21 protein-coding genes are annotated in these 20,264 nt (G+C 48.9%); 17 read left to right on the forward strand and 4 right to left on the reverse strand.

From position 1 onward, the window contains the following. Nucleotides 1-119: 119 nt before the first annotated feature. A complete protein-coding gene (locus CFI03_RS18810) occupies nucleotides 120-911 on the reverse strand; it encodes an SDR family oxidoreductase (protein WP_248758538.1) in 792 nt (263 codons plus the stop codon). A 281-nt stretch (nucleotides 912-1,192) separates the two neighbouring features. Between CFI03_RS18810 and CFI03_RS18815 the strand changes: the two genes are divergently transcribed. From CFI03_RS18815 to CFI03_RS18860, 10 genes are all read left to right on the forward strand, one after another. After that, complete coding sequence (locus tag CFI03_RS18815) at nucleotides 1,193-1,480, forward strand: DUF1330 domain-containing protein (RefSeq protein ID WP_248758540.1); 288 nt, start codon at nucleotides 1,193-1,195, stop codon at nucleotides 1,478-1,480. 220 nt (nucleotides 1,481-1,700) lie between these two features. Further along, nucleotides 1,701-2,078: a BlaI/MecI/CopY family transcriptional regulator gene (locus CFI03_RS18820; protein ID WP_127492464.1), complete on the forward strand. Its 378-nt coding sequence runs from the start codon at nucleotides 1,701-1,703 to the stop codon at nucleotides 2,076-2,078. 5 nt (nucleotides 2,079-2,083) lie between these two features. Beyond that, complete coding sequence (locus CFI03_RS18825; protein ID WP_248758542.1) at nucleotides 2,084-3,874, forward strand: M56 family metallopeptidase; 1,791 nt, start codon at nucleotides 2,084-2,086, stop codon at nucleotides 3,872-3,874. A 111-nt stretch (nucleotides 3,875-3,985) separates the two neighbouring features. Continuing rightward, nucleotides 3,986-4,339, forward strand: coding sequence for a CidA/LrgA family protein (locus tag CFI03_RS18830; protein ID WP_248758544.1), 354 nt, complete (start codon nucleotides 3,986-3,988; stop codon nucleotides 4,337-4,339). Further along, entirely contained in the window at nucleotides 4,332-5,018 is a 687-nt protein-coding gene (locus CFI03_RS18835) for an LrgB family protein (protein ID WP_248758546.1), read from the forward strand. The genes CFI03_RS18830 and CFI03_RS18835 overlap by 8 nt, the downstream gene beginning before the upstream one ends. A 33-nt stretch (nucleotides 5,019-5,051) precedes the next feature. Next, nucleotides 5,052-5,612 carry a ribonuclease FAU-1 family protein gene (locus CFI03_RS18840; protein ID WP_248758548.1) on the forward strand — a complete coding sequence of 187 codons (561 nt, stop codon included), beginning with the start codon at nucleotides 5,052-5,054 and terminating at the stop codon, nucleotides 5,610-5,612. A 41-nt stretch (nucleotides 5,613-5,653) separates the two neighbouring features. Then, nucleotides 5,654-6,220 carry a GNAT family N-acetyltransferase gene (locus CFI03_RS18845; protein WP_248758550.1) on the forward strand — a complete coding sequence of 189 codons (567 nt, stop codon included), beginning with the start codon at nucleotides 5,654-5,656 and terminating at the stop codon, nucleotides 6,218-6,220. 204 nt (nucleotides 6,221-6,424) lie between these two features. Next, nucleotides 6,425-7,843, forward strand: a complete 1,419-nt coding sequence (locus CFI03_RS18850) for an ABC transporter substrate-binding protein (protein WP_248758552.1) — start codon at nucleotides 6,425-6,427, stop codon at nucleotides 7,841-7,843. A 60-nt stretch (nucleotides 7,844-7,903) separates the two neighbouring features. Beyond that, nucleotides 7,904-8,878 carry a carbohydrate ABC transporter permease gene (locus CFI03_RS18855; protein WP_248758553.1) on the forward strand — a complete coding sequence of 325 codons (975 nt, stop codon included), beginning with the start codon at nucleotides 7,904-7,906 and terminating at the stop codon, nucleotides 8,876-8,878. A gap of 3 nt (nucleotides 8,879-8,881) precedes the next feature. Then, nucleotides 8,882-9,736: a carbohydrate ABC transporter permease gene (locus CFI03_RS18860; protein WP_127492480.1), complete on the forward strand. Its 855-nt coding sequence runs from the start codon at nucleotides 8,882-8,884 to the stop codon at nucleotides 9,734-9,736. A 191-nt stretch (nucleotides 9,737-9,927) separates the two neighbouring features. Here the strand turns inward: CFI03_RS18860 and CFI03_RS18865 are convergent, their stop codons facing one another. The 3 genes from CFI03_RS18865 to CFI03_RS31125 all read right to left on the reverse strand — a co-directional run bounded on the left by CFI03_RS18865 (nucleotide 9,928) and on the right by CFI03_RS31125 (nucleotide 13,493). Beyond that, nucleotides 9,928-11,520, reverse strand: coding sequence for a response regulator transcription factor (locus tag CFI03_RS18865; RefSeq protein WP_248758554.1), 1,593 nt, complete (start codon nucleotides 11,518-11,520; stop codon nucleotides 9,928-9,930). Nucleotides 11,521-11,523: 3 nt separating this feature from the next. After that, nucleotides 11,524-13,269 carry a sensor histidine kinase gene (locus CFI03_RS18870; RefSeq protein ID WP_248758555.1) on the reverse strand — a complete coding sequence of 582 codons (1,746 nt, stop codon included), beginning with the start codon at nucleotides 13,267-13,269 and terminating at the stop codon, nucleotides 11,524-11,526. Between the two features lie 98 nt (nucleotides 13,270-13,367). Continuing rightward, complete coding sequence (locus CFI03_RS31125) at nucleotides 13,368-13,493, reverse strand: hypothetical protein (protein WP_283094611.1); 126 nt, start codon at nucleotides 13,491-13,493, stop codon at nucleotides 13,368-13,370. 70 nt (nucleotides 13,494-13,563) lie between these two features. Here CFI03_RS31125 and CFI03_RS18875 point away from each other — a divergent pair, with 70 nt between their 5' ends. The 7 genes from CFI03_RS18875 (at nucleotide 13,564) to CFI03_RS18905 (ending at nucleotide 20,156) form a co-directional block, all read left to right on the forward strand. After that, nucleotides 13,564-14,493, forward strand: a complete 930-nt coding sequence (locus CFI03_RS18875; RefSeq protein WP_015847137.1) for an ABC transporter permease — start codon at nucleotides 13,564-13,566, stop codon at nucleotides 14,491-14,493. Between the two features lie 102 nt (nucleotides 14,494-14,595). Further along, on the forward strand, nucleotides 14,596-15,507 hold the full coding sequence (locus CFI03_RS18880; RefSeq protein WP_248758557.1) for a carbohydrate ABC transporter permease: 912 nt from the start codon (nucleotides 14,596-14,598) through the stop codon (nucleotides 15,505-15,507). A gap of 48 nt (nucleotides 15,508-15,555) precedes the next feature. Then, nucleotides 15,556-17,196 carry an extracellular solute-binding protein gene (locus CFI03_RS18885; protein ID WP_248758559.1) on the forward strand — a complete coding sequence of 547 codons (1,641 nt, stop codon included), beginning with the start codon at nucleotides 15,556-15,558 and terminating at the stop codon, nucleotides 17,194-17,196. A gap of 71 nt (nucleotides 17,197-17,267) precedes the next feature. Then, on the forward strand, nucleotides 17,268-18,002 hold the full coding sequence (locus CFI03_RS18890; RefSeq protein WP_248758561.1) for a ThuA domain-containing protein: 735 nt from the start codon (nucleotides 17,268-17,270) through the stop codon (nucleotides 18,000-18,002). 35 nt (nucleotides 18,003-18,037) lie between these two features. After that, nucleotides 18,038-19,087 (forward strand): Gfo/Idh/MocA family protein, encoded by a 1,050-nt coding sequence (locus CFI03_RS18895; protein WP_248758563.1) that lies wholly within the window; start codon nucleotides 18,038-18,040, stop codon nucleotides 19,085-19,087. 143 nt (nucleotides 19,088-19,230) lie between these two features. Beyond that, nucleotides 19,231-19,557, forward strand: coding sequence for a hypothetical protein (locus CFI03_RS18900; RefSeq protein WP_248758564.1), 327 nt, complete (start codon nucleotides 19,231-19,233; stop codon nucleotides 19,555-19,557). Nucleotides 19,558-19,577: 20 nt separating this feature from the next. Then, nucleotides 19,578-20,156: a DMP19 family protein gene (locus CFI03_RS18905; protein WP_248758565.1), complete on the forward strand. Its 579-nt coding sequence runs from the start codon at nucleotides 19,578-19,580 to the stop codon at nucleotides 20,154-20,156. The last annotated feature ends 108 nt before the right edge of the window (nucleotides 20,157-20,264 follow it).

Here is a 20,264-nt window from a genome sequence, read left to right on the forward strand (position 1 = left end):
AGTCTAAGACTTTTTTCAGTCCATGGCTATCGCTGTTTCTATTTTCGCGGCCAATCTAATCCTTTATTTTCCTTCGACAACTGACACTATGATCATAGAATGAACCTCCTTGAGGAAGATTAAACGGTAGGTATCGTCCCGCCATCAATGACATATTCGCTGCCGTGGATAGAGGCTGCGCGATCGGATGCAAGGAATGCGGCAAGCTCGGCGACCTCTCCGGGCAATCCCGGACGGCCGAACGGAATGCCTCCAAGGGAATCCATCAGCTGATTCAGCGCTGCTTCGCGGCTTCCTGCAGTAACGGCAAGGCGGTCGATGAGACGGTTGGCCGCTTCGGTCTGAATAAAGCCGGGAGCGATAGCGTTGACGCGGATTCCTTTTGGCGCGAATTCGTTGGACAAGCCTTTACTGTACGTGGCCAAAGCGGCTTTTGCCGCGGCATAGGCCAGAGTGGATTCGTATAAGGGAAGCGTTCTTTGGATAGAGCTGACATGAATGATGACTCCTTTGCCCTGCTCCAGCATGATCGGAAGCAAGCTGCGGTCCAAACGAACAGAACCAAGCAGATTCATGTTTAGCTCCTCAAGCCAATGCTCATCGGTTAACGCCAATGCTCCGCCTGCGGGTGAGTTGGAGCCGCCAACCGTGTTAATTATGATGTCAATTCCGTCGAGCTTTTCTTTTACGGCATTAACAATAGATTTGGTTCCCTCGGGCTTTGTTATGTCTGCTTGTACAAAATGCACGTTCGGAATCTGATAATCAGTTGGAAAATTTCTTGCAGTCGTTAACACCGTAGCGCCAGCACCGGCCAATCTTTTGACAATCGCAAGCCCCATGCCTTGCGTTCCTCCCGTAATTAGAGCCCGTTTTCCTTGGAATTCCTTATCATAAGATGAAAAGTTCATTTTTTATATCCTCCTTGTGTTAGGCAAGCTTTCTTCTACCTGCTTTAGTCTACGCTTCATATTAAAATAAATAAAATTCATATTTTTAATTGTTTTAATGAATAAAATTTATGAATGAGTAAGTAGCCTGCCATTCTATTAATGAAGCCGTAAGGCGAGCTTGGGGCTTAGATAGCTTCTATATGAATTTCATTTATGAAAACGATGAAATATACAAATTTTACGATTATCCCTTGTGGAGTTATCCTGATTAGAGGAAATTGAGGAGAGGGGATAATTCCATGAAGGCTTACGTTGTTTTTATCCGGGAGAAGACGGTTGATCCGGATGAATTAAAGATTTATGCCTCGAAAGCCCCGGCCGGGCTGGAGGGACATCCCGTTAAACCGGTTGCCATGTACGGTCATTATGAAGTGCTGGAAGGACCGGATGCGGAAGGAGCTGCTATTCTTGAATTCCCTAGCATGGATGAAGCAAAGGCATGGTATTACAGCCCGGCATATCAAGAAGCATTGCAGCATCGCCTGAAAGGCGGAATCTACAGAGGGATCGTGGTGGAAGGGAAATAAGCTGCTTCTAGCCGAAGTTAACATAAGATGCCTATCGTTATTTTACGATAGGTATCTTTTTTTACGCGATTTATTTACGGGGCTGAATGTTAATGGCATAGAAGCTTAGTTTGCTTACATGCATCGCATAATGGCTTGACAAGGCTTGATTACAATTGTAGTATTGACTACAGTTGTAATATTGATTACATATGTAGTCATAGAGTGGAGGCATGAGCCTATGAAAGAGATGTCCCGCATATCCGACGCGGAATGGGAAGTCATGAAGGTGTTATGGGCGAAATCGCCCATGAACGCAAGCGAGGTGATTGAGGCTTTAGCAGGTGTTAACGATTGGAGCCCCAAAACCATTAGAACCCTGCTTACCAGACTGGTTCAAAAAGAAGTCATAACCTTTGATTCACACAGCAAACCCTACGTCTATACTCCATTGGTTACAGAAGAAGAAACAACGAGGGCCGAGACGGAGTCTTTTTTGAAACGATTATACGGAAGCGTTGCATTAAAGCCGATGCTGGTTAACTTTCTGAAACACGAGAAATTGTCGCAAGAGGATATTGATGAGCTGAAAAGCATTCTGGATGAAAGAAAGGAATAAGACAGATGACCGTTCGGCTTTCCGATTTTTTTGCCTGGATCTTGTCTACCTCGCTGATGGCCAGCGTTCTGATCGTATTTATTTTAGGTGCGAAAGGGTTGCTGCGAGATAAATTAAAGCCTAGATGGGGATATCTGCTGTGGCTCCTCTTGATTCTGCGGCTCGTGCTCCCGTGGGCGCCAGAAAGCTCGTTTAGCGTATATAATATCTCCCATCTATTTGGAGAAAAGAATCACTTCGCAGCCGGGAACGAGACGATAATTACTCCTGCAGTGAAGCCGGAAATGGAAGGAGTAAACACAACGCAATTAATTCAGTCGCCTCAAGATGCATTAGCAGCGGTTCAAAGGGATTCGGCGATTAAAAAATCGGCCACACCGGCTGCGCCTCTGCAAGTCGCCTCAATCGTGTGGCTGGTTGGTGCCGTTGCGTTCCTTGGTATGATGTTTACAGCCAATCTGCGTTTTGCTAGGAGCATAAAAGGCGAAAGGGCCATAATGGATCCAGGCATCGCTGCTTTGTTTGAAAGCTGTAAAGAAGAAATAAACCTGCGTGGAAGGATCGGGTTAATGCAGACGGATCGAGTATCCAGTCCTACCTTGTTCGGGTTATTTAAACCGAAGCTGTTGTTGCCCGGCATGGCTCTAGAAGCGTTAAGCGAGGCGCAGCTGCGGTATGTGTTTTTGCATGAATTGTCGCATGTACGCCGAAAGGATATCGCCTTGAACGGGGTTATGAGCCTTTTGCTGGCACTGCATTGGTTTAATCCGTTTCTCTGGTATGCCTATCGCAAAATGCGGATAGACCAGGAATTAGCCTGCGACGCGTTGGCTTTATCGAGAGTCACGCCGGAGGAATCCAAGGAGTACGCCTTAACGATAATCAAATTGTTGGAGCTATTTGCTAAACCCATTCGACTGGCAGGAGCTGCAAGTATTTTGGGGAGTAAAAAAGAGCTTAAGAGGAGACTAATGATGATCACCTCACCCGTAAAAAACTCCTATAGGTGGTCTCTGGTTGGCGTTGTAGTTCTCTTGTTAGTAGGAGGTACTGCATTAACCAATGCAAGCTCGGAAGGAAAGCAAAAGGAGGAAGCCACGCTAACAGCTGATGCCGCGATAGAAAATCTGACTGCGATTTGGGCGGATGCGCTTAAGTCGCGGGACGGGAAACCCCGTTATGAGATGATGTCCGCAAAGGCGAGAGAAAAGTTCGTGCAAGAACAGATCATCAGGAGCGGTGAGGACTGGAATTACAATATAGGCGTATCGAGCCCTTGGGTGATTGATTACAGGAGTAGAATCGACGGAATGAATGCCGTTATTACCTATGTCACGTTAACCAGCGAACCGGCCTATTATAAGACGGTGGAAGCTGTCACTTTTGTTAAGAAGAAAGGGAAGCTTGTTGTAGATGATTATGAGACTGTTCTTGAAGGGGAGTTGATTCCTACTGAGACCAGGATAACAAAAACAGATTATGAGAGAATGATCAACGTTATTATTTCATTTAACAAAGGAGAGCTTCCCTTTTCTGCTCTAAAAGACGCTGAGCCAATACTTAAAAGAGAAGGAGGGATAGAAAAATTATCTTTCTCCGATAGAGAAAAATATATAAAAGAAATGGGATATCATATTATTACAGAAGAAGAGTACACCAAAATGTCTCAAATTATCAGCGAGGTTAATTCCGGGAACTTGCCTCCCGAGGCTCTTAAGGATGCTGATCTGTTGCTCGAAAGAAGTCCCAATATGATCACGCCGGAAACGAGGGCGAAATATTTGGCCTTTAAATAAATATTAGATTAACGCAAGAGCCCGCCGATAATTATCGGCGGGCTCTTTATCGTTATACACCTTGCTGGTAAGCTAGTAACTAACACTTATACGAAAAAGGGGAACCAACCTATGAGAGGATTAGCTATATTGCTGGGGTACACGCTATTGGGCAACGCAATACATTCCCTGCTGTCCGTACCGATTTCGGGGAACGTAATCGGAATGGTATTGCTTGTCATCAGCCTGTTTGCAGGCTGGGTGAAGCTGGCCTGGATTGAGGAGACGGCACAATTTTTTCTGAAGCATATGATGATTTTTTTTGCTCCCGTTATCGTGGGCACGATGATGTTCTTTGGCTTAATAGGAGACCAGTGGCTGGTCATAGCGGTTGCGCTGGCTGTTTCCACAATGATTGTCATCCTAGTCACAGCCGGCGTTACGGCATGGCAAACCGGAAAGGCAAAGGAACGTACCTATGAATGAAGCCTGGTTTCAACAGCCGTTGTTCGGCATTACGATCACCGTATTATTTTATGTGGGAGCCCAGCTCCTTAATAGCCGCTATAAATGGTTAAACCCTTTGTTCGTTACTTCGGGAGGCATTATCCTTCTGCTGCTGCTTGGCGATATTCCTTATGAGGCCTACAAAGCGGGTGGAGATATCATTACCTTTTTCCTTGGACCGGCTACGGTCGCTTTAGCGGTTCCCTTTTACAAAAACTTTCAAAAGCTGAGAGATCAGCTCATGCCCATTGTTATAGGCGTCGGCGCGGGATTAATATGCGGACTGCTGGCGGTATGGGGAATCGTTAGTCTTCTTCACGGTTCTAAGCAGATCATGCTCACGATGCTTCCTAAATCGGTTACAACGCCTATTGCGATAGAAGTTGCGGATCTGCTGGGCGGAACGCCTGAACTGGCTGGCGTGTTTGCCGTACTGACTGGCCTTCTTGGCAGTATGATTGGACCATCCATACTTAAATTATTCAGGTTCCGCAGCGATCTGGCGATTGGTGCTGCAATGGGGACGGCGGCGCACGGCATCGGTACAGCGCGCATTATGCGCGACTCCGAGATTCAAGGCGGCATCAGCGCTTTCGCCATGGGACTGTCCAGCATCCTGACGCCGCTTTTTTGCATACCGTTGATTTGGTGGCTGTGACAGGAAACAGAAACTGAGGGGAGGGAGTAACGCGTGCTAAAGAGAAAGTATGGAGACCGCGCAGACTGGCAGCGTGTCATGGCTAGAGAATATGCTCAAACATTCATTGAATCGGAAGAATTCACCGGCTTTGTAACTCTCCTGCACATAACGAAAGTAGCAGATCCACTGTTTGTTCAATACGGGGATCAAAGGCTTTGCATTGCCGACAACGGGTATCTGTGGCTTCAGCACTTTCCAATCGGCTGTAATTATTCGGTAACCACCACGTTCAACACCGCAGGTCAAATCGTACAATGGTATATCGATATCTGTGCCCGGATCGGAATAGGGGAAAATAATGTGCCGTGGATGGAAGATTTATATCTGGATTTAATTTTGCTCCCCTCTGGTGAATTGATTCGGAAGGATACGGATGAGCTGGAGGACGCATTAACAAGCGGAATTATAGATAAAAGTTTGTATGAATTGGCTTGGGAAGAGGCAGATAAAATGAGTAAATTAATCGAATGCGATGAGTTCGATTTGGTAAAGATTTCGGTTAAACATAAGGAAATATTATGTCAAAAACTTCACGCCAATGGTGGGAATTGAATAGGGACGGGGGTTGTGACCGCTCCGGAGGAGAGTAGTCTATGTTTAAAGCAACAATAAATAACGAAACTTACCTTTCTCTTTTAGAAACCAGGCATGCAACGGAACTTTTTCAACTGATTGATAGCAGTCGGGAAAGTATTCGGGAATGGCTGGAATTTCCGGACTTAACCCATCAAGTGGAGGATACGGATGCTTTTATTCGCAGATCATTAAAAAGATTTTCAGAAAACGACGGTTATTGGGCCGGGATCTGGTATCGCAATAAACTGGCAGGTTCCATAGGTTTTTTATATATGGATTGGAAAAATAAAAAAACGGAAATCGGTTATTGGTTAGGAAAAGAGTATGAGGGGCTAGGCTTAGCGACAAGCTCATGCAAATTATTAATGAACCATGCTTTCGAAGAATTGGGACTTCATAAAGTACAAATTGGAGTTGCAGCAAACAACCTAAAGAGCAGAGCGATTCCAGAAAGGTTGAAGTTTACAAATGAAGGAGTCATTCGTCACTACGAGTTGCTGCATGGTACGTATTTGGATAGAGTGGTATATGGACTGCTAAAAGAAGAATGGGAACCCGAAAATGAATCGCAGGCTTTCATATAAAATGACAGGGCACCTATCGTCAATCGACGAAAGGTGCCTTTTTCCGTTACCGCGTACCTATGACTTTGGGAATAAAAACCAATAAAAGTGGAATTTTTCCCAATAATGGATTCCTTACGCCTGTAAGAAATTGGTCATATAATTGTGAATGCGGTTACAAAACAACGCGCAAAAAACAAAGGATCATTAAAAGGGAGGCAAAGTATGAAACGAATGAAACGTGCTTTAATGGGGATCTCCACACTGCTTGTGATGACTACGGCTCTCGCGGCATGCGGCGGAAACTCAAATTCAAACTCGAATTCGAACTCAAACTCAACTAGCCCAAGCCCGACAGCATCTGAGACAGCATCAACGGAACCGGCAAAAAGCGACGGAAAGAAAGTCACGATCAACCTCTGGAGCTTCACGGACGAGATTCCGAACATGACCAAAAAGTACATCGAAACGCATCCTGACGCAAACGTAGAGTTCAAAACAACGGTAATCGCAACAACCGACGGCGCTTATCAGCCTGCGCTTGACCAGGCTCTGGCCGGCGGCGGCAAGGACGCTCCGGACATCTACGCTGCGGAAGCGGCGTTTGTACTGAAATATACGCAAGGCGACGCAGCCACCTATGCCGCTAACTACGCGGATCTGGGGTTGACAGACCAAATGGTTAAAGACGCGGGGATCGCTCAATACTCCGTTGATATCGGCTCGAAAGACGGCCAACTGAAAGGTCTTGCTTACCAAGCAACCGGCGGCGGCTTTATCTATCGCCGTTCGATTGCCAAGGACGTATTCGGAACGGATGATCCGGCAGCCATCAAGAACGAAGTGGGCCCAGGCTGGGACAAGTACTTCGCGGCAGCGGATAAGCTGAAAGCAAAAGGCTACGCAATTGTATCCGGCGACGGCGACATCTGGCATCCAATCGAGAACAGCTCCGACAAAGGCTGGGTTGTGGACGGCAAGCTGCATATCGACCCTAAACGCGAGCAATTCCTTGACTTCTCCAAAAAGCTGACAGACAACGGCTACAGCAACGGTACGCAGGACTGGCAGGAAGCTTGGTACGCGGACATGTCCGGCGCAGGCGCTAAACCGGTATTCGGTTTCTTTGGTCCTGCATGGCTTATTAACTACGTTATGAAGGATCAAGTTAAAGATACAAACGGCGATTGGGCAGTTACCGAACCGCCAACAGGCTTCTTCTGGGGCGGCACATGGCTGCTCGCCAACAAAGACGTAACGAAGGACGACGCGAAGAAGAAAGCGGTAGCGGACTTCATCAATTGGGTTACGCTTGACACTTCCGAGACAGGTCTCCAATACTACTGGGCGAACGGCACGATGAAGGAAGGCGAGCAAGGCACGAAGGACAGCGTAGCTTCCTCCGTCGTGATGTCGAAGTCGAACGGCGAAGTGGCGTTGCTTGGCGGACAAAACATGTTTGACGCTTTTGTTCCGGCTAACGCAAACGCAACGGGCAAAAACCTGACGCAATACGACGAATCGATCAACCTGATCTGGCGTGACCAAGTCCGTGCTTACGCTTCCGGCAGCAAGAGCCGCGAAGCTGCACTGAAAGACTTCAAACAAACGGTTAAAGACCAGCTTGGTCTCGAAAGCGAATAATAGGCGCCAAGGGGCGGGAGCATGATCCCGCCCCTTTATATCAATTGATGGGGTGAGAGCATGCGCCGCAAGGGAGTCAATTACTCGAAATACGGCTATATTTTCAGTATTCCTTTTATACTAGCGTTCCTTATTTTCTCTTTGTATCCTACGCTGTACACGGCCTTTATCGGCTTCACGGATATGAAAGGGGTTATTCCGAAGCAGGTTCATATTCTGGATAATCCGTTTGGGAATTTTAAAGACCTGATTCTCAACAACGTTTCGTTCAAACAGTCTCTTGTGAATACCTTTGTCCTCTGGATTGCAAACTTCATTCCGCAGATCGGCCTTGCGCTCTTGCTTACAGCCTGGTTCACCAACAGACGCCTCAATATTAAAGGGCAAGGCGCATTTAAGGTTCTGCTCTACATGCCGAATATTATCACGGCGAGTACAATCGCTGTGCTTTTCAGCACCTTGTTCGCTTATCCGATGGGTCCTGTCAACAGCTTGTTCCATGCACTGGGGTGGAGCGACGCACCGATTCAGTTCCTGCAGGATAAGAACACGGCAAGGGGCATTGTTTCGTTCATCCAGTTCTGGATGTGGTACGGAAATACGATGATTATTCTGATCGCAGGCGTAATGGGGATTAACCCGGCACTCTTTGAGGCGGCGGCTATTGACGGAGCTAGCGGGACACAAACCTTCTTCCGGGTTACGCTGCCAAGCCTGCGGACAATCCTGCTGTACTCGCTTGTTACGTCCATGATCGGCGGTTTGCAGATGTTCGATATTCCGCAGCTGTTCATCACTCCAGCGGGCGGTCCGGACAACGCGACCTTAACGACATCGGTATTTATCTACGGGCAAGCGTTCAAGGGAGCCTATATGTACAACAAAGCCGCAGCGGCAAGCATGATTATGTTCCTCATAGCGGCCGTCTTGTCCGCAGTCCTGTTCTATCTGATGCGCGACCGCGGCGAGGCAAAGCTTAGGAAACAGATGAAGCTGCAACAGAAAGCTGCAAAAGCAGCGGCAAAGGGGGCGTAAGGGATGGCGAAAATAGAGAGAACAGCAACGGTCTCCCGGGGCATTAACAAGACCATTATCTATGTTGTCTGCATTGGCCTTGCGCTGCTTAGCATCCTTCCATTCTGGGTGATGTTCGTGAATGCGACGCGTTCTACGGCGGAAATTCAAAGCGGTCTATCGCTGATTCCTTCCACGCATCTCAAGACCAACTGGGACGTGTTGACCAGCAAAAGCTTTGATCCGTTAAAAGGGTTCCTGAACTCGTTCATTATTTCGGCTACATCTACCGTCTGCGCCGTTTATTTCTCTTCTTTGACGGCCTATGGGCTTGTCGTGTACAACTGGAAATGGCGTCAAACGTTTTTCACGTTTATCTTGTGCGTCATGATGATTCCGGCGCAAGCAAGCGCGATTGGCTTCTATCAATTCATGTATCAGCTGCATTGGACAAATAGCTTCCTGCCGCTTATTTTGCCTGCGATCGCTGCGCCGGCCATCGTGTTCTTCATGCGCCAGTACCTGCTTGCAACCCTGTCGCTCGAGATCGTTGAAGCGGCTCGTATTGACGGCTCCGGCGAGTTCGCAACCTTCAACAAAATCATCATTCCGATTATGATGCCGGCGGTTGCGACGCAAGCCATCTTTGCTTTTGTGGCAAGCTGGAACAACCTGTTTATGCCGCTCATCCTGCTCACGGACAAATCAAAGTATACGCTGCCGGTCATGGTGAGCCTGCTTCGGGGCGATATTTACAAAACGGAGTTTGGCTCGATCTATATGGGCCTTGCGCTAACGGCCTTGCCGTTATTCGTCATTTACTTCTTGTTATCCCGTTACATTATCGCGGGCGTAGCGCTTGGCGGAGTTAAGGAATAGCATTGTTGCTTGGTTGAAAGAGGCTGCCACATTTGGCAGCCTTTTTGTTGTCTTAACGATGCGCCGCATCGTTAAGCGGATCCAGTAGAGAGTAAATGGGAGTCTTAAAGATGCAACCACATCGTTAAGGAACCTGATTAGTCGCCGAAATCAGCAGGCTCAGTTGACTACGATGGCTGTGGACGCAATCCCTAGCAATCCTGCTTATAATCGTTAGGCGTTACGCCAACTTCCTGCTTAAACACCTTCGCGAAGTACGAGTAGTTGGCATAGCCGACCTTCTTCGCCACGGCGAAGACCGATAGATTGGTCGTGCGGAGCAGCTGCTTGGCGGCTTCAATCCGGGCGCTGATCACATAAGTACCCAGGGAAACGCCGGTCTCCTTTTTGAATAGTCTGGCCAAATAATCAGGATGGAGGTAGACGATTTCCGCCAGGCTGATGCGGGTCAAATCCTCCCCGTAATGGGCATGGATGTATTGCTTGATTTCTTCGGCAACGGATTTAGGCTGCTCGGCGAAATCGCGGTATTCCATGGCCGTGTAAACGAGATACTTCAAATAAGCCTCCAGATCCTCGATGGAATGGAGGGAGTGGGCAAGCAGCCGTTCATTCGTTTTCCCCGTGTACAATTGATGCGCCTGAATACCCTTCGACTTCAGGAAAGCGTAAACGAGCTGCATCATATCCAGCCGGAACAAGCTGAGGACGGAGGTGGAAAAATGATCCCGATGCACGGACTCGTTTAAATACCGGGTTGTCTCCCGCAGGAATTCCTCCGGCATGTTCCGTTCCAGCAGCTCTTCCAGCTTGGTTAGATCCGGTGGCTGATAAGCTTCGTCGGCTTGCCGAAGACCATGCTCCACGAAAAAAATATGATTGCGCCGCTTGGCGATATCCTGATTGCGCTCCAGCAGCTGGCGGATGACCGGGCTAATGCCCTCAAGCCGGCCGGACATGGCGACGATGCAGCAGGCATCGCATTTCAGCGAGCGGTTCGCCTGCTGAATAAAGGCGGCGCAAAGCCCGTCAAGCGTCTGGGAATCGGGGACTTCCTTCCATTTCAGCACGGCAATCCAGTTATTCAAGCTGTACTCCAGAACCGTCTCCACCGTAAATTGCGGATGCTGGAATAGCTCGTATAGGACGTTAAGCAACGCGAAGTCGAACAGATTTTTTTCCTCAACGCCCATGCTGCCGTCATAGGGAAACAGATTAAGCAATACGGGCTGAATGAGATCATTGCGGTCGTAAGAAAGATGCTGCTCCTCAACGGCAGCCAAAATATCCGCAGCCTTAAGCGCGCAGGAGACGCTGCCGCTGATCAGCTTGCGCCAGAAGTGCTCCAGCATCTTCGCTTGATTGCGCTGCCAGTAATAGCCCTCCTGAATGGCTTTTTCCTGCTGCTGCTGTTCCGTCGCCCGCTCAACGGCTTTCCGGATAATAAGCATCAGCTTATCGAATTGGATTGGCTTCAGGAAATATTCGAAGCTGCGCAGCTCGATCGCTTTTTGCGCGTAATTGAAGTCCGCGTAGTTGGTCAGGAAAATCGCCTGCACGTTGTAGTTCTCCTCGCGAATCCACGCCAAGAGCTCCAGTCCGCTTCCCTGCGGCATTTCGATATCCGAGATCAGAATTTGAACCTTGTGCTTCATCAGAATATCCCGAGCCTGGGCGACATTATGAGCCGTATAGATGCCCTCGATGCCAAGCGAAGCCCAGTCGATCTTCTTCTCCAGCGCGGTTACTACAAAGTAATCGTCATCAACAAGCAATACATTCATGAGCTACACTCCCGTCTCATTCGAATTGGCCGGAAGCTCCGGAAGATAGAGAGTCACCGAGGCGCCTCCGTTAGGCGGATTATCGAAGCGGATCCGCGCAAGCTCTCCGTACAGATATTTCAATCGCTGAACGGTATTCATAATGCCGATTTGCGTGCCAAGCGTCTGATCAAGCGGCTCTCCTTCTTGGAGCTTTTCCAAGATCTCCGGCGTAAAACCCGGCCCCGTATCCTCAATCCGGATGACGGTCATTCCTTGCTCCTCCGCCATCTTCCGCTCAACTTTCAGAGTAATGAGAACCTCATGATCCCGCGATACCGCGTATTTGATCGCATTCTCCACAAAGGTCTGCAGCACGAGAGGAGGGATCGGGACATCCCGCGTTGACTGGTCCTGCTCAATCCGGTACAGGAACGAGCTGCGGTAGCGGTTCCTCTGAATTTCGAGATAAACCCGTACATGCTCGATTTCATCCTCCAGGCGGACAAAGTCCTGGCCGTTCTGGAAAATATACCGGAAGTATACCGAGGTGGACAAAGCCATCTGCTGGATTTCTTCGGTCATATCCATTTGCGCCATGCTGTGAATGGTCGTCAGGCAGTTCAGGAAAAAATGCGGCTTGATTTGCAGCTTCATATAATCCAGCTGAATACGCTGCTTCTCCAGCTCGCGTTCGTAAATATCGATCTTGTAGGTTTTAATCTGGTTAACAAGCTGGGCAAATTGCCTGTTTGCCTTCTCCAGCTCCACAATCTTGCTGCCCGTACTGTCGAGCGGCTCCCCGTCCTCCGCCCAGAAGGCGAGGTTGTAGGAGAAGCTCTTGATCGGCTGCAGCACCTTGTTCTTGAAGTACAGCATAATGAAGCTCAGGCTGCAGGCGACAATAACGGCGAGCAGCATAATCAGCAGCTGAACGATCATGATTTTCTCAAACGCTCCGAATTGAATGACCAGCTTCACGTAGAACGATGCGTTATCGAACTCGCCGTTCACCGTCGTTCGGGTCTGGAGCGTGTTCATGACGGAGGAGCGGTCCTGCTCCTTTTCGATGTTCAGCAGCTTGCCTTTATTCGAGAGGGGGCTGGTTACAAGACTGCCGTCCTCGGCACGCAGGGAGGCGTATCCATTCTCGCCCAGATTAATCTGGCGGAGCGGGCGGATTAGGTCATCCGCGGCAACTAAGCAGATCATATAGCTGTCATGGTAAGGCACGATATTAACGATATAAAATTTCCCGGCAAGCTGAATGGTCGACCATCGGGAATAGAACTTTTCATAGATAACTTTGTCTTTGATGAAGACATTGATCTGCTGCTGCAATTGCTGATATTCCTTGTAGGTCACCCTCATAGGCGCAATGTTGAGCATCACGTTCTTCTTCTTGAAAAAGATAAAGAAGTTATAGCTCTTGTCATAGCTGGTCTGAAGCTCGACGAACCGCCTGTACAACGCGTCGTTTGCTTTGATGAATTCCGTTTCGTTCGTGTCGTGGGTATCCATCATTTTGACGTTCTCGTCGTTCGCCAGCGTCCAGCCCATGAAGTGATTAATGTAGGAAAAGTCGCTGTTAATCCGGTTGATATACAAATAAGCGGTATCCCTCAAATCCCTTGCGGACTGCTGCTTAACGATCGTGATCGACGCAAAGCTGATGATAAAATCCAGAATCAGCGCGGTAAACGAAATGACGAGAATGATTTTGACGTAATGCTGAATCGGATACAGCTTGTTCTCCGACGGTTTGGCCATGTGCCCCGCAACTCCCCGCTATCAACCTCTAATAAAGCAAAATCACGTGTCAGATAATTATAGCCTTGGCTTTCGAAATTGCAACCGGTTGCAACCCCTTAAAAGAGCGAATGTCCGATTAGTGACAGCAAAAAGTCTGGATTGTAGGTCTGCCCAAGCGCCAGCCCTCCGTTAAGGCTGCAATCCGGTTTTCCGGCTTCCGAATGTCCGGAATTTGCATCCATGAAGTCCAAATCCCGTTATCGCCAGCACGTATACTGAAGTCAATCACACAGCAAAGGGAGGTACACATTCTTGATAAACAGTTCATCGAGCGGTAATCTGCATCGTTACGTAACGAGAATCAGCAGAAACTGGGGTTTATACCTGCTCTTGCTGCCGGCTGTCGTGCTGCTGCTCTGTTTTACTTATAAGCCGATGTACGGGGTCATTATCGCCTTTAAAGATTTCAAACCGGCGCTTGGCATTATGGACAGTCCCTGGGTAGGGTTCAAATATTTCGAGAAGTTTTTTCATTCCTACCAATTCACGGTCACCATTAAGAATACGGTATTCATCAGCTTGTACAGCTTTGTCACCTTTCCGCTTCCGATTGCATTCGCCATTCTCGTGAATCAGCTGCGGCAGAACCGGTTCAAACGGGTATTCCAGACGATTACGTACATGCCGCATTTTATTTCGACTATCGTAATCGTGGGTCTCATGATGATCCTGCTGTCTCCAGGGAACGGATTGATCGGCAACATCTACCGGTTATTTGGCGCCGAGGCGCCAAACCTGATGGGTTCGGCCAGTATGTTCAGCAGCCTGTATGTATGGTCGGACGTCTGGCAGCATACGGGGTGGGACAGCATTATTTATCTCGCAGCCTTATCCTCCGTTAGTCCAAGCCTATACGAAGCGGCAACCGTGGACGGAGCCAGCCGATGGCAGAAAATCCGCTACATCGACATTCCGATGCTTATCCCAACGGCGGTCACCTTATTGATCCTGCGTATCGGCGGACTGCTGGGCGTTGGCTTCGAGAAGGCTTATCTGCTGCAAAACAACCTGAATATAGGCGGCAGCGAAGTGATCTCGACTTACGTGTACAAAATCGGGCTGCTTAGCTCCCAATACAGCTTCTCGGCCGCTATCAATTTATTTAATACGGTTATTAATTTCACCCTGTTAATTCTGGTCAACTGGATATCTAAAAAATACTCCGAGAACAGTCTCTGGTAAGCGGATGCTTACGAAGTATGAATTGCTCGCAATTCATTTTAGTCAATGCTTACGAAGTATGAATGGCTTTCGCCATTCATTTTAGAAAGGAGCCGAACAGCTATGGAGGCTGCCGCGAATTTAGCCATGCAACCGAAAAAATCGGGTAACAGCGATAAGCTGCTGGAGATCCTGCTCTATATTTGGGCCGCGATTGTCCTTATCATTGTGTTATATCCGCTTTACTTTATTATCATCGCTTCCTTCAGCGATCCTTCGGCTGTGGGGAACGGAAAGGTATGGTTATTTCCGAAAGGGTTTACAGTCGATGGATATAAGGAATTACTGAATCATTCGAATATATGGATCGGCTACCGGAACACGATCGTGTATACGGTCGTAGGTACCCTGATCGGTCTTATCGTCAACGTGTCGGCGGGTTATGCCCTGTCGAGGAAGGATCTGGTCGGACGCAAGTTTTTGTCCCTCTTCTTTATTTTCACCATGTTCTTCAACGGGGGACTAGTGCCTACGTTTCTGACGATCCGGGATTTCCATCTGTACGACACGTTCCTGGTCATGGTGCTGCCGTTCTCGGTTGCCGTCTTTGATATTATCGTGGCGCGTACGTTCTTCCGGACGGGCATTCCGACGGAGTTATGGGAAGCCGCGCAAATCGACGGCTGCGGGAATCTGCGCTTTTATGCCCAAATGGTGCTTCCGCTCTCGAAACCGATTATTGCCGTTCTGGCTTTATGGTTTGCCGTTGGTCAATGGAATTCGTATTTTAACGCGCTAATCTATCTGCAGGATAAGAATTTATACCCGCTGCAGCTGATCTTGAGAGATATTCTGGTCACCAATCAGATGCAGACCGCGCTTGGCACGGGGGAAGCGGCCCAAATCGCGCTGCGCCTTGCCAATCTGCTGCGATATTCCGTCATTATCGTCGCTACGGTTCCGATCATGTGCATCTACCCGTTTGTGCAAAAGCATTTCAACAAGGGGGTGATGATCGGCGCCGTGAAGGAGTAAGCAAGCTTTGAGGAAACTGCCATTATCCTTTTAGAGGGGGATTTATACATGACAACCATTTCGAAGAGAAATACGAGAAAAATGCTGTCCGGCCTTGCTTTGATTTCCGTATTGGGCACCACGGTGCTTGCGGGCTGCAGCAGCGATAAGGATACCAATAATGCCGCCGCATCCAATAACGGGGGCAACGGCAAAGCAGGCAGCAACTTCCATGCGGAAGGCCTTCCGATTGTCGATAAGCCGGTAACGCTGGACGTTCTTACGATTCGTTGGGGCAACATGGGAGATACGTTCACGAAGAACGCCTGGCTTCAGGAGCTGGAGAAAAATTCGAATGTCAAAATCAACTGGCAGGTCATTTCCTCAAGCGATTGGGATGCCCAGAAATCGGTTATGCTGGCAAGCGGAAAAATGCCGGATGTTATCATCGGCGACTTGGCGTTTGGGGATTCCGATATCGTGAATAACCTGAGCATTTTCCGTCCGCTTGACGACTACATCGACAAATATATGCCGAATTTGAAAGCGGCCATGGCCGAAATGCCGGAGCTGAAGAAGCTGAGCACGTTCCCGGACGGCAAAATCTACTCGCTGCCCGCAAGGCTGCCGTCGCGGCCTTATTCATCCGTACAGCCGGTTATCAACAAAGAGTGGCTGGACAAATTGGGATTAAAGGCGCCTGAAACGCTTGATGAACTATATACGGTGCTGAAAGCATTTAAGGAGAAGGATCCCAACGGCAACGGCAAGGCTGACGAGATTCCGTACAGCGATCAAAAGGATCTGGACATGAACCTGTTCGCGCCGTTCGGCATTACGGATATCCGCGGCAACCATATGGTGCTGAAGGACGGCAAGCCGGAATATTTCCCGACATCGGAAGCCTATAAGGCAGCTATTACTTGGGCGAATAAATTGTATTCCGAAGGCTTGATCGATAAAGAAACGTTCACGCAGGACGATACGATGCTGACGGCCAAGCGGCAAAATCCGGACGCCGCGCTTGTTGGATTCTCGTACCAATGGACGCCGGACGCGGTATTCGGTCAATGGAGCAAGCAGTATGAGACCATCGCGCCGATTACAGGGCCGGACGGCAAGAAATATCAGATTGGCGATCCGAACGGGTTAAGCATCCGTCGTAACGAGGTGCTTATTACAACCTCGAACGAGCATCCGGAGGTTGCGGCGCGTTGGGCAGACCAATTCTATACCGGAGAAGCAAGTATCCAGAACTTCTGGGGAGCGATCGGCACCTCCATCGAGAAAAACGCCGACGGTACCTATACGCTGATGGATCCGCCGGACGGCACAAGCGCGGACGCTTGGTACTGGGATAGCTCCCTGCGGGATTTCGGACCGAAATACGTCAGTCCCGAGTTCGAGAAGAACATCAAGCTTGATCCAACAAGCGGTGACGGTCTGAAGCTTGAGCTCGACAGCTTGGGCAAGGAATATGTCACGCAACCGTTCCCGGACGTGATGTACACCGAGGAAGAATACGCTGAGCTGCCAACTCTTATTACGGATATCGAGAGCTACATCAAGAGCACCCGCGCCAAATGGGTGACCAAAGGCGGCATCGACCAGGAGTGGGATGCGTACGTCAAGAAGCTGAACGATATGGGCCTGGAGAAGCTGATCAAGATTTATAATGACGCTTATGAACGTTACATGAACATCAAATAAGGTTTTGCTGCTGCCCTGCGTACGGACTGCAGGGCAGCTTTTTTTATAGAACATGCTGGGAGGAACAAGAGATGACTGACAAACTGCGAGTAACCGTATGGAACGAGAATCGTCATGAACGGACGAACCCTAAAGCCAAGGAGATTTATCCGGATGGCATCCATCAGGCTATTGCGCGCTTTTTGACCGAAGCGGGGATGGAAGCGGGAACGGCGACTTTGGACGAACCGGAGCATGGACTTACCGAGGAAGTGCTGGGGAATACCGACGTATTGATCTGGTGGGGGCATCTCGCTCATGACGAGGTACAGGACGAAATCGTCGGCAAGGTGTACCAGCGCGTGCTGGACGGCATGGGGCTTATCGTTCTTCACTCCGGCCATTATTCTAAAATTTTCAAAGCTCTGATGGGAACAAGCTGCAGTCTGAAATGGCGCGAAGCCGACGAGAAGGAGCGTCTCTGGGTGGTTGCTCCGGGACATCCGATCGCCGAAGGAATCGGGGAATATATCGAGCTGCCGGAAGAGGAAATGTACGGCGAGCATTTCGATATCCCTGCGCCGGATGAGCTTATCTTCGCTAGCTGGTTCGAGGGCGGCGAAATTTTCCGCAGCGGCTGCGCTTATACGCGCGGCAGCGGCAAGGTGTTTTATTTTAGACCCGGTCATGAAACGTATCCGACTTACCATAACCCGGCGATTCAGCGCGTCATCGTTAACGCGGTTAAATGGGCGCAGCCGGTTCGGCGGGAGCAGCCTATACGCGGCAACGTGCAGCCGCTTGAGCCGATTGGCGTGAAGGTCTGACATAAGGTTAAGTCATGAGGGGAGTAGGGATCGCGATGAAGAAGTATCGAATCGGATTGATTGGTCTTGGCGGCATGTCGCATTCGCATATCCGTTGGATGGCCGAGGAAGGCCGCTTTGCTATTATTGCGGTAAGCGATGTGAATGAAGCAGCGTTAACGGAGAAAGGCGATTTGCTGGGGATATCGCCTGACAAACGATACGGGGATTTCGTGCAGCTCATTAACGACCCGGATGTGGATGCGGTCGTATCGGTGACGCCTAATAACGTCCACGCGGATATCGTTGGGGCCTGCCTTCAGGCCGGAAAACCTTACCTCGCGGAGAAGCCTTTCACCCGCGTATTCGAGGAGGCAGCTAAGCTGCTGGAGCTATACGAGCAACAGCCGGTTAACGGCATGGTGGGATACAGCTATCGTTATACGCCCGCATTCCGTTACGCGCGGGAGCTTGTGCGGGAAGGGAAGCTGGGCAAGGTGCGGAGCTTTGCAATCCAATACCTGCAGGACTGGGGAGCGGTTCCGAACCAGACGCCGTATATTTGGCGCTTCAACAAGGACATTACCGGCACGGGAACGCTTGGCGATCTTGGCTCGCATATGATCGATATGGCTCGTTTTCTCTTTGGGGAATTCAAGGAACTGTCCGCGTTGATGCGCACGCTGGTTCCGGAGCGTCCCGATCCGGCTACCGGCCAGATGGTGAAGATCGAGGTCGACGACTTCGTAAGCTTCCAGGCCCGAATGTCCGGCGATGAGGTCGGCATCTTCCAGTCGTCGCGGAATGCGATCGGCTCGGGCAACCAGCATGAAGTATCGATTTACGGCGATGCCGGTACGCTGCACGCGTCTACGCTGAACCCGGATCAGATTGTCTGGATTCGCGAGGAAGCTCCCGGCCAGCTGGCGAGAGCGATCATTAACGTGCCGGAGAGATGCCGGGTAACCCAATACGGCGACTTCCTGTCGCTCTTGGACGGTACGGCATCGGAGAGCCTGCCCGGGTTTATGGACGGCTACCGCAACCAGGAGATTATCGACGCGGTCATTCGCGCGAGCGAAGAGAAGCGTACGATTGTGATTTGATTGATTGGGGATAGGGTACCTGCGTTTATTGGACGCAGGTACCTTTTTATTTTTATAACAGCACCGATTTGAATTCCTTTATATGGTATTATTTGGGCAAGAGTATAATGATTATTTTGAGAGAGGATTGAGCTCGTTAAGCTATGAAAATACGGAAAATAGGGATTCCTGCCGTTATTCTGCTTCTGCTTGCAGTCTCGTTCTATTTTCTAAATACTAGAGTCTGGGTGGATAAATACGAAGTTCGAGGCGACGCCATCGTATTTGAAGATAATCGTTATGTCTATGAAGGATCAAGCGCCGATCATCTTGGAAAAACAATCGGTATCGCATACAACGAGGGAGAGAAAAGAGGAATCACCGATTACATTTGGCCGGAATGGGTGTACGAATACAAAGGGGATAAAGCTCATAAGCGTATTTTCGTAAGAGGGTTGATGGACATAGGGGGGACCTATATTAGGCAGTAACAAGACCGAGGAGGAGAAGAATGAGCAATCTTCATGCATTAGTGCAACATCTAGTACCTAAAAAAGAACTGTTATATGGAATTTCTGCCAACGATCTCATTGATCATGTTTGTACGAATAGGTACAACAAAGAAATCTATTATAAAAACGACAAAGAGGTTTTTAAGAAGCTTCCGGAAGTTCTTCAGGATATCATACTGCTTATTGATTTGGATACGGAGTTAAATATGAATGGCCTATTAGGTTTTGCTGAAAATTCATCGGGCCGATACCTGGATGAGACAATAAAAGTATTGGAGCGCATTGGAGCCGTTAATGATGCAAATGCTTTACAAGAAATAAAAGATATTCTTAAAGAGTATGGTGCGAGTACGCACATACTAAATCATGATATACAGCTAGTACAGCAATATGAAGTCCAAGTCTTTGCGCAAACCCATCAAATTTTTGATGACGAATTTTACGACCGCATACAAAAAGCGGAAGAGAAGCTGTATGTTTACGCTAATCAAGGAAACGTATTTGATCATTTAACAGTCTATATTGAAGCTAATAAAAAGGAATTAATGGATAACATAATTGTTTATTTGCAAAAGTGAAGCAGCCATCTGGCGTGCAATGGTTTAAAAGCCCGTCTCGCCGCAAGGCGAGACGGGCTTTTTGATTTTGATCATACCTTGACCTTCCGGAACGCAATGGACTTCCTG

The organism is Paenibacillus sp. ATY16 (assembly GCF_003399985.2).
GTDB classification, from domain to species: domain Bacteria; phylum Bacillota; class Bacilli; order Paenibacillales; family Paenibacillaceae; genus Pristimantibacillus; species Pristimantibacillus glycanilyticus.

What these genes read in the sequence shown, in the direction of transcription:
- CFI03_RS18895 (WP_248758563.1), top strand. Translation starts at nt 18,038, where the DNA reads ATGAAGAAGTATCGAATCGGATTGATTGGTCTTGGCGGCATGTCGCAT.
- CFI03_RS18850 (WP_248758552.1), top strand. Translation starts at nt 6,425, where the DNA reads ATGAAACGAATGAAACGTGCTTTAATGGGGATCTCCACACTGCTTGTG.
- CFI03_RS18885 (WP_248758559.1), top strand. Translation starts at nt 15,556, where the DNA reads ATGACAACCATTTCGAAGAGAAATACGAGAAAAATGCTGTCCGGCCTT.
- CFI03_RS18815 (WP_248758540.1), top strand. Translation starts at nt 1,193, where the DNA reads ATGAAGGCTTACGTTGTTTTTATCCGGGAGAAGACGGTTGATCCGGAT.
- CFI03_RS18810 (WP_248758538.1), bottom strand. Translation starts at nt 911, where the DNA reads ATGAACTTTTCATCTTATGATAAGGAATTCCAAGGAAAACGGGCTCTA.
- CFI03_RS18865 (WP_248758554.1), bottom strand. Translation starts at nt 11,520, where the DNA reads ATGAATGTATTGCTTGTTGATGACGATTACTTTGTAGTAACCGCGCTG.
- CFI03_RS18845 (WP_248758550.1), top strand. Translation starts at nt 5,654, where the DNA reads ATGTTTAAAGCAACAATAAATAACGAAACTTACCTTTCTCTTTTAGAA.
- CFI03_RS18855 (WP_248758553.1), top strand. Translation starts at nt 7,904, where the DNA reads ATGCGCCGCAAGGGAGTCAATTACTCGAAATACGGCTATATTTTCAGT.
- CFI03_RS18880 (WP_248758557.1), top strand. Translation starts at nt 14,596, where the DNA reads ATGGAGGCTGCCGCGAATTTAGCCATGCAACCGAAAAAATCGGGTAAC.
- CFI03_RS18890 (WP_248758561.1), top strand. Translation starts at nt 17,268, where the DNA reads ATGACTGACAAACTGCGAGTAACCGTATGGAACGAGAATCGTCATGAA.
- CFI03_RS18830 (WP_248758544.1), top strand. Translation starts at nt 3,986, where the DNA reads ATGAGAGGATTAGCTATATTGCTGGGGTACACGCTATTGGGCAACGCA.
- CFI03_RS18870 (WP_248758555.1), bottom strand. Translation starts at nt 13,269, where the DNA reads ATGGCCAAACCGTCGGAGAACAAGCTGTATCCGATTCAGCATTACGTC.
- CFI03_RS18860 (WP_127492480.1), top strand. Translation starts at nt 8,882, where the DNA reads ATGGCGAAAATAGAGAGAACAGCAACGGTCTCCCGGGGCATTAACAAG.
- CFI03_RS18835 (WP_248758546.1), top strand. Translation starts at nt 4,332, where the DNA reads ATGAATGAAGCCTGGTTTCAACAGCCGTTGTTCGGCATTACGATCACC.
- CFI03_RS18825 (WP_248758542.1), top strand. Translation starts at nt 2,084, where the DNA reads ATGACCGTTCGGCTTTCCGATTTTTTTGCCTGGATCTTGTCTACCTCG.
- CFI03_RS31125 (WP_283094611.1), bottom strand. Translation starts at nt 13,493, where the DNA reads ATGGATGCAAATTCCGGACATTCGGAAGCCGGAAAACCGGATTGCAGC.
- CFI03_RS18900 (WP_248758564.1), top strand. Translation starts at nt 19,231, where the DNA reads ATGAAAATACGGAAAATAGGGATTCCTGCCGTTATTCTGCTTCTGCTT.
- CFI03_RS18905 (WP_248758565.1), top strand. Translation starts at nt 19,578, where the DNA reads ATGAGCAATCTTCATGCATTAGTGCAACATCTAGTACCTAAAAAAGAA.
- CFI03_RS18820 (WP_127492464.1), top strand. Translation starts at nt 1,701, where the DNA reads ATGAAAGAGATGTCCCGCATATCCGACGCGGAATGGGAAGTCATGAAG.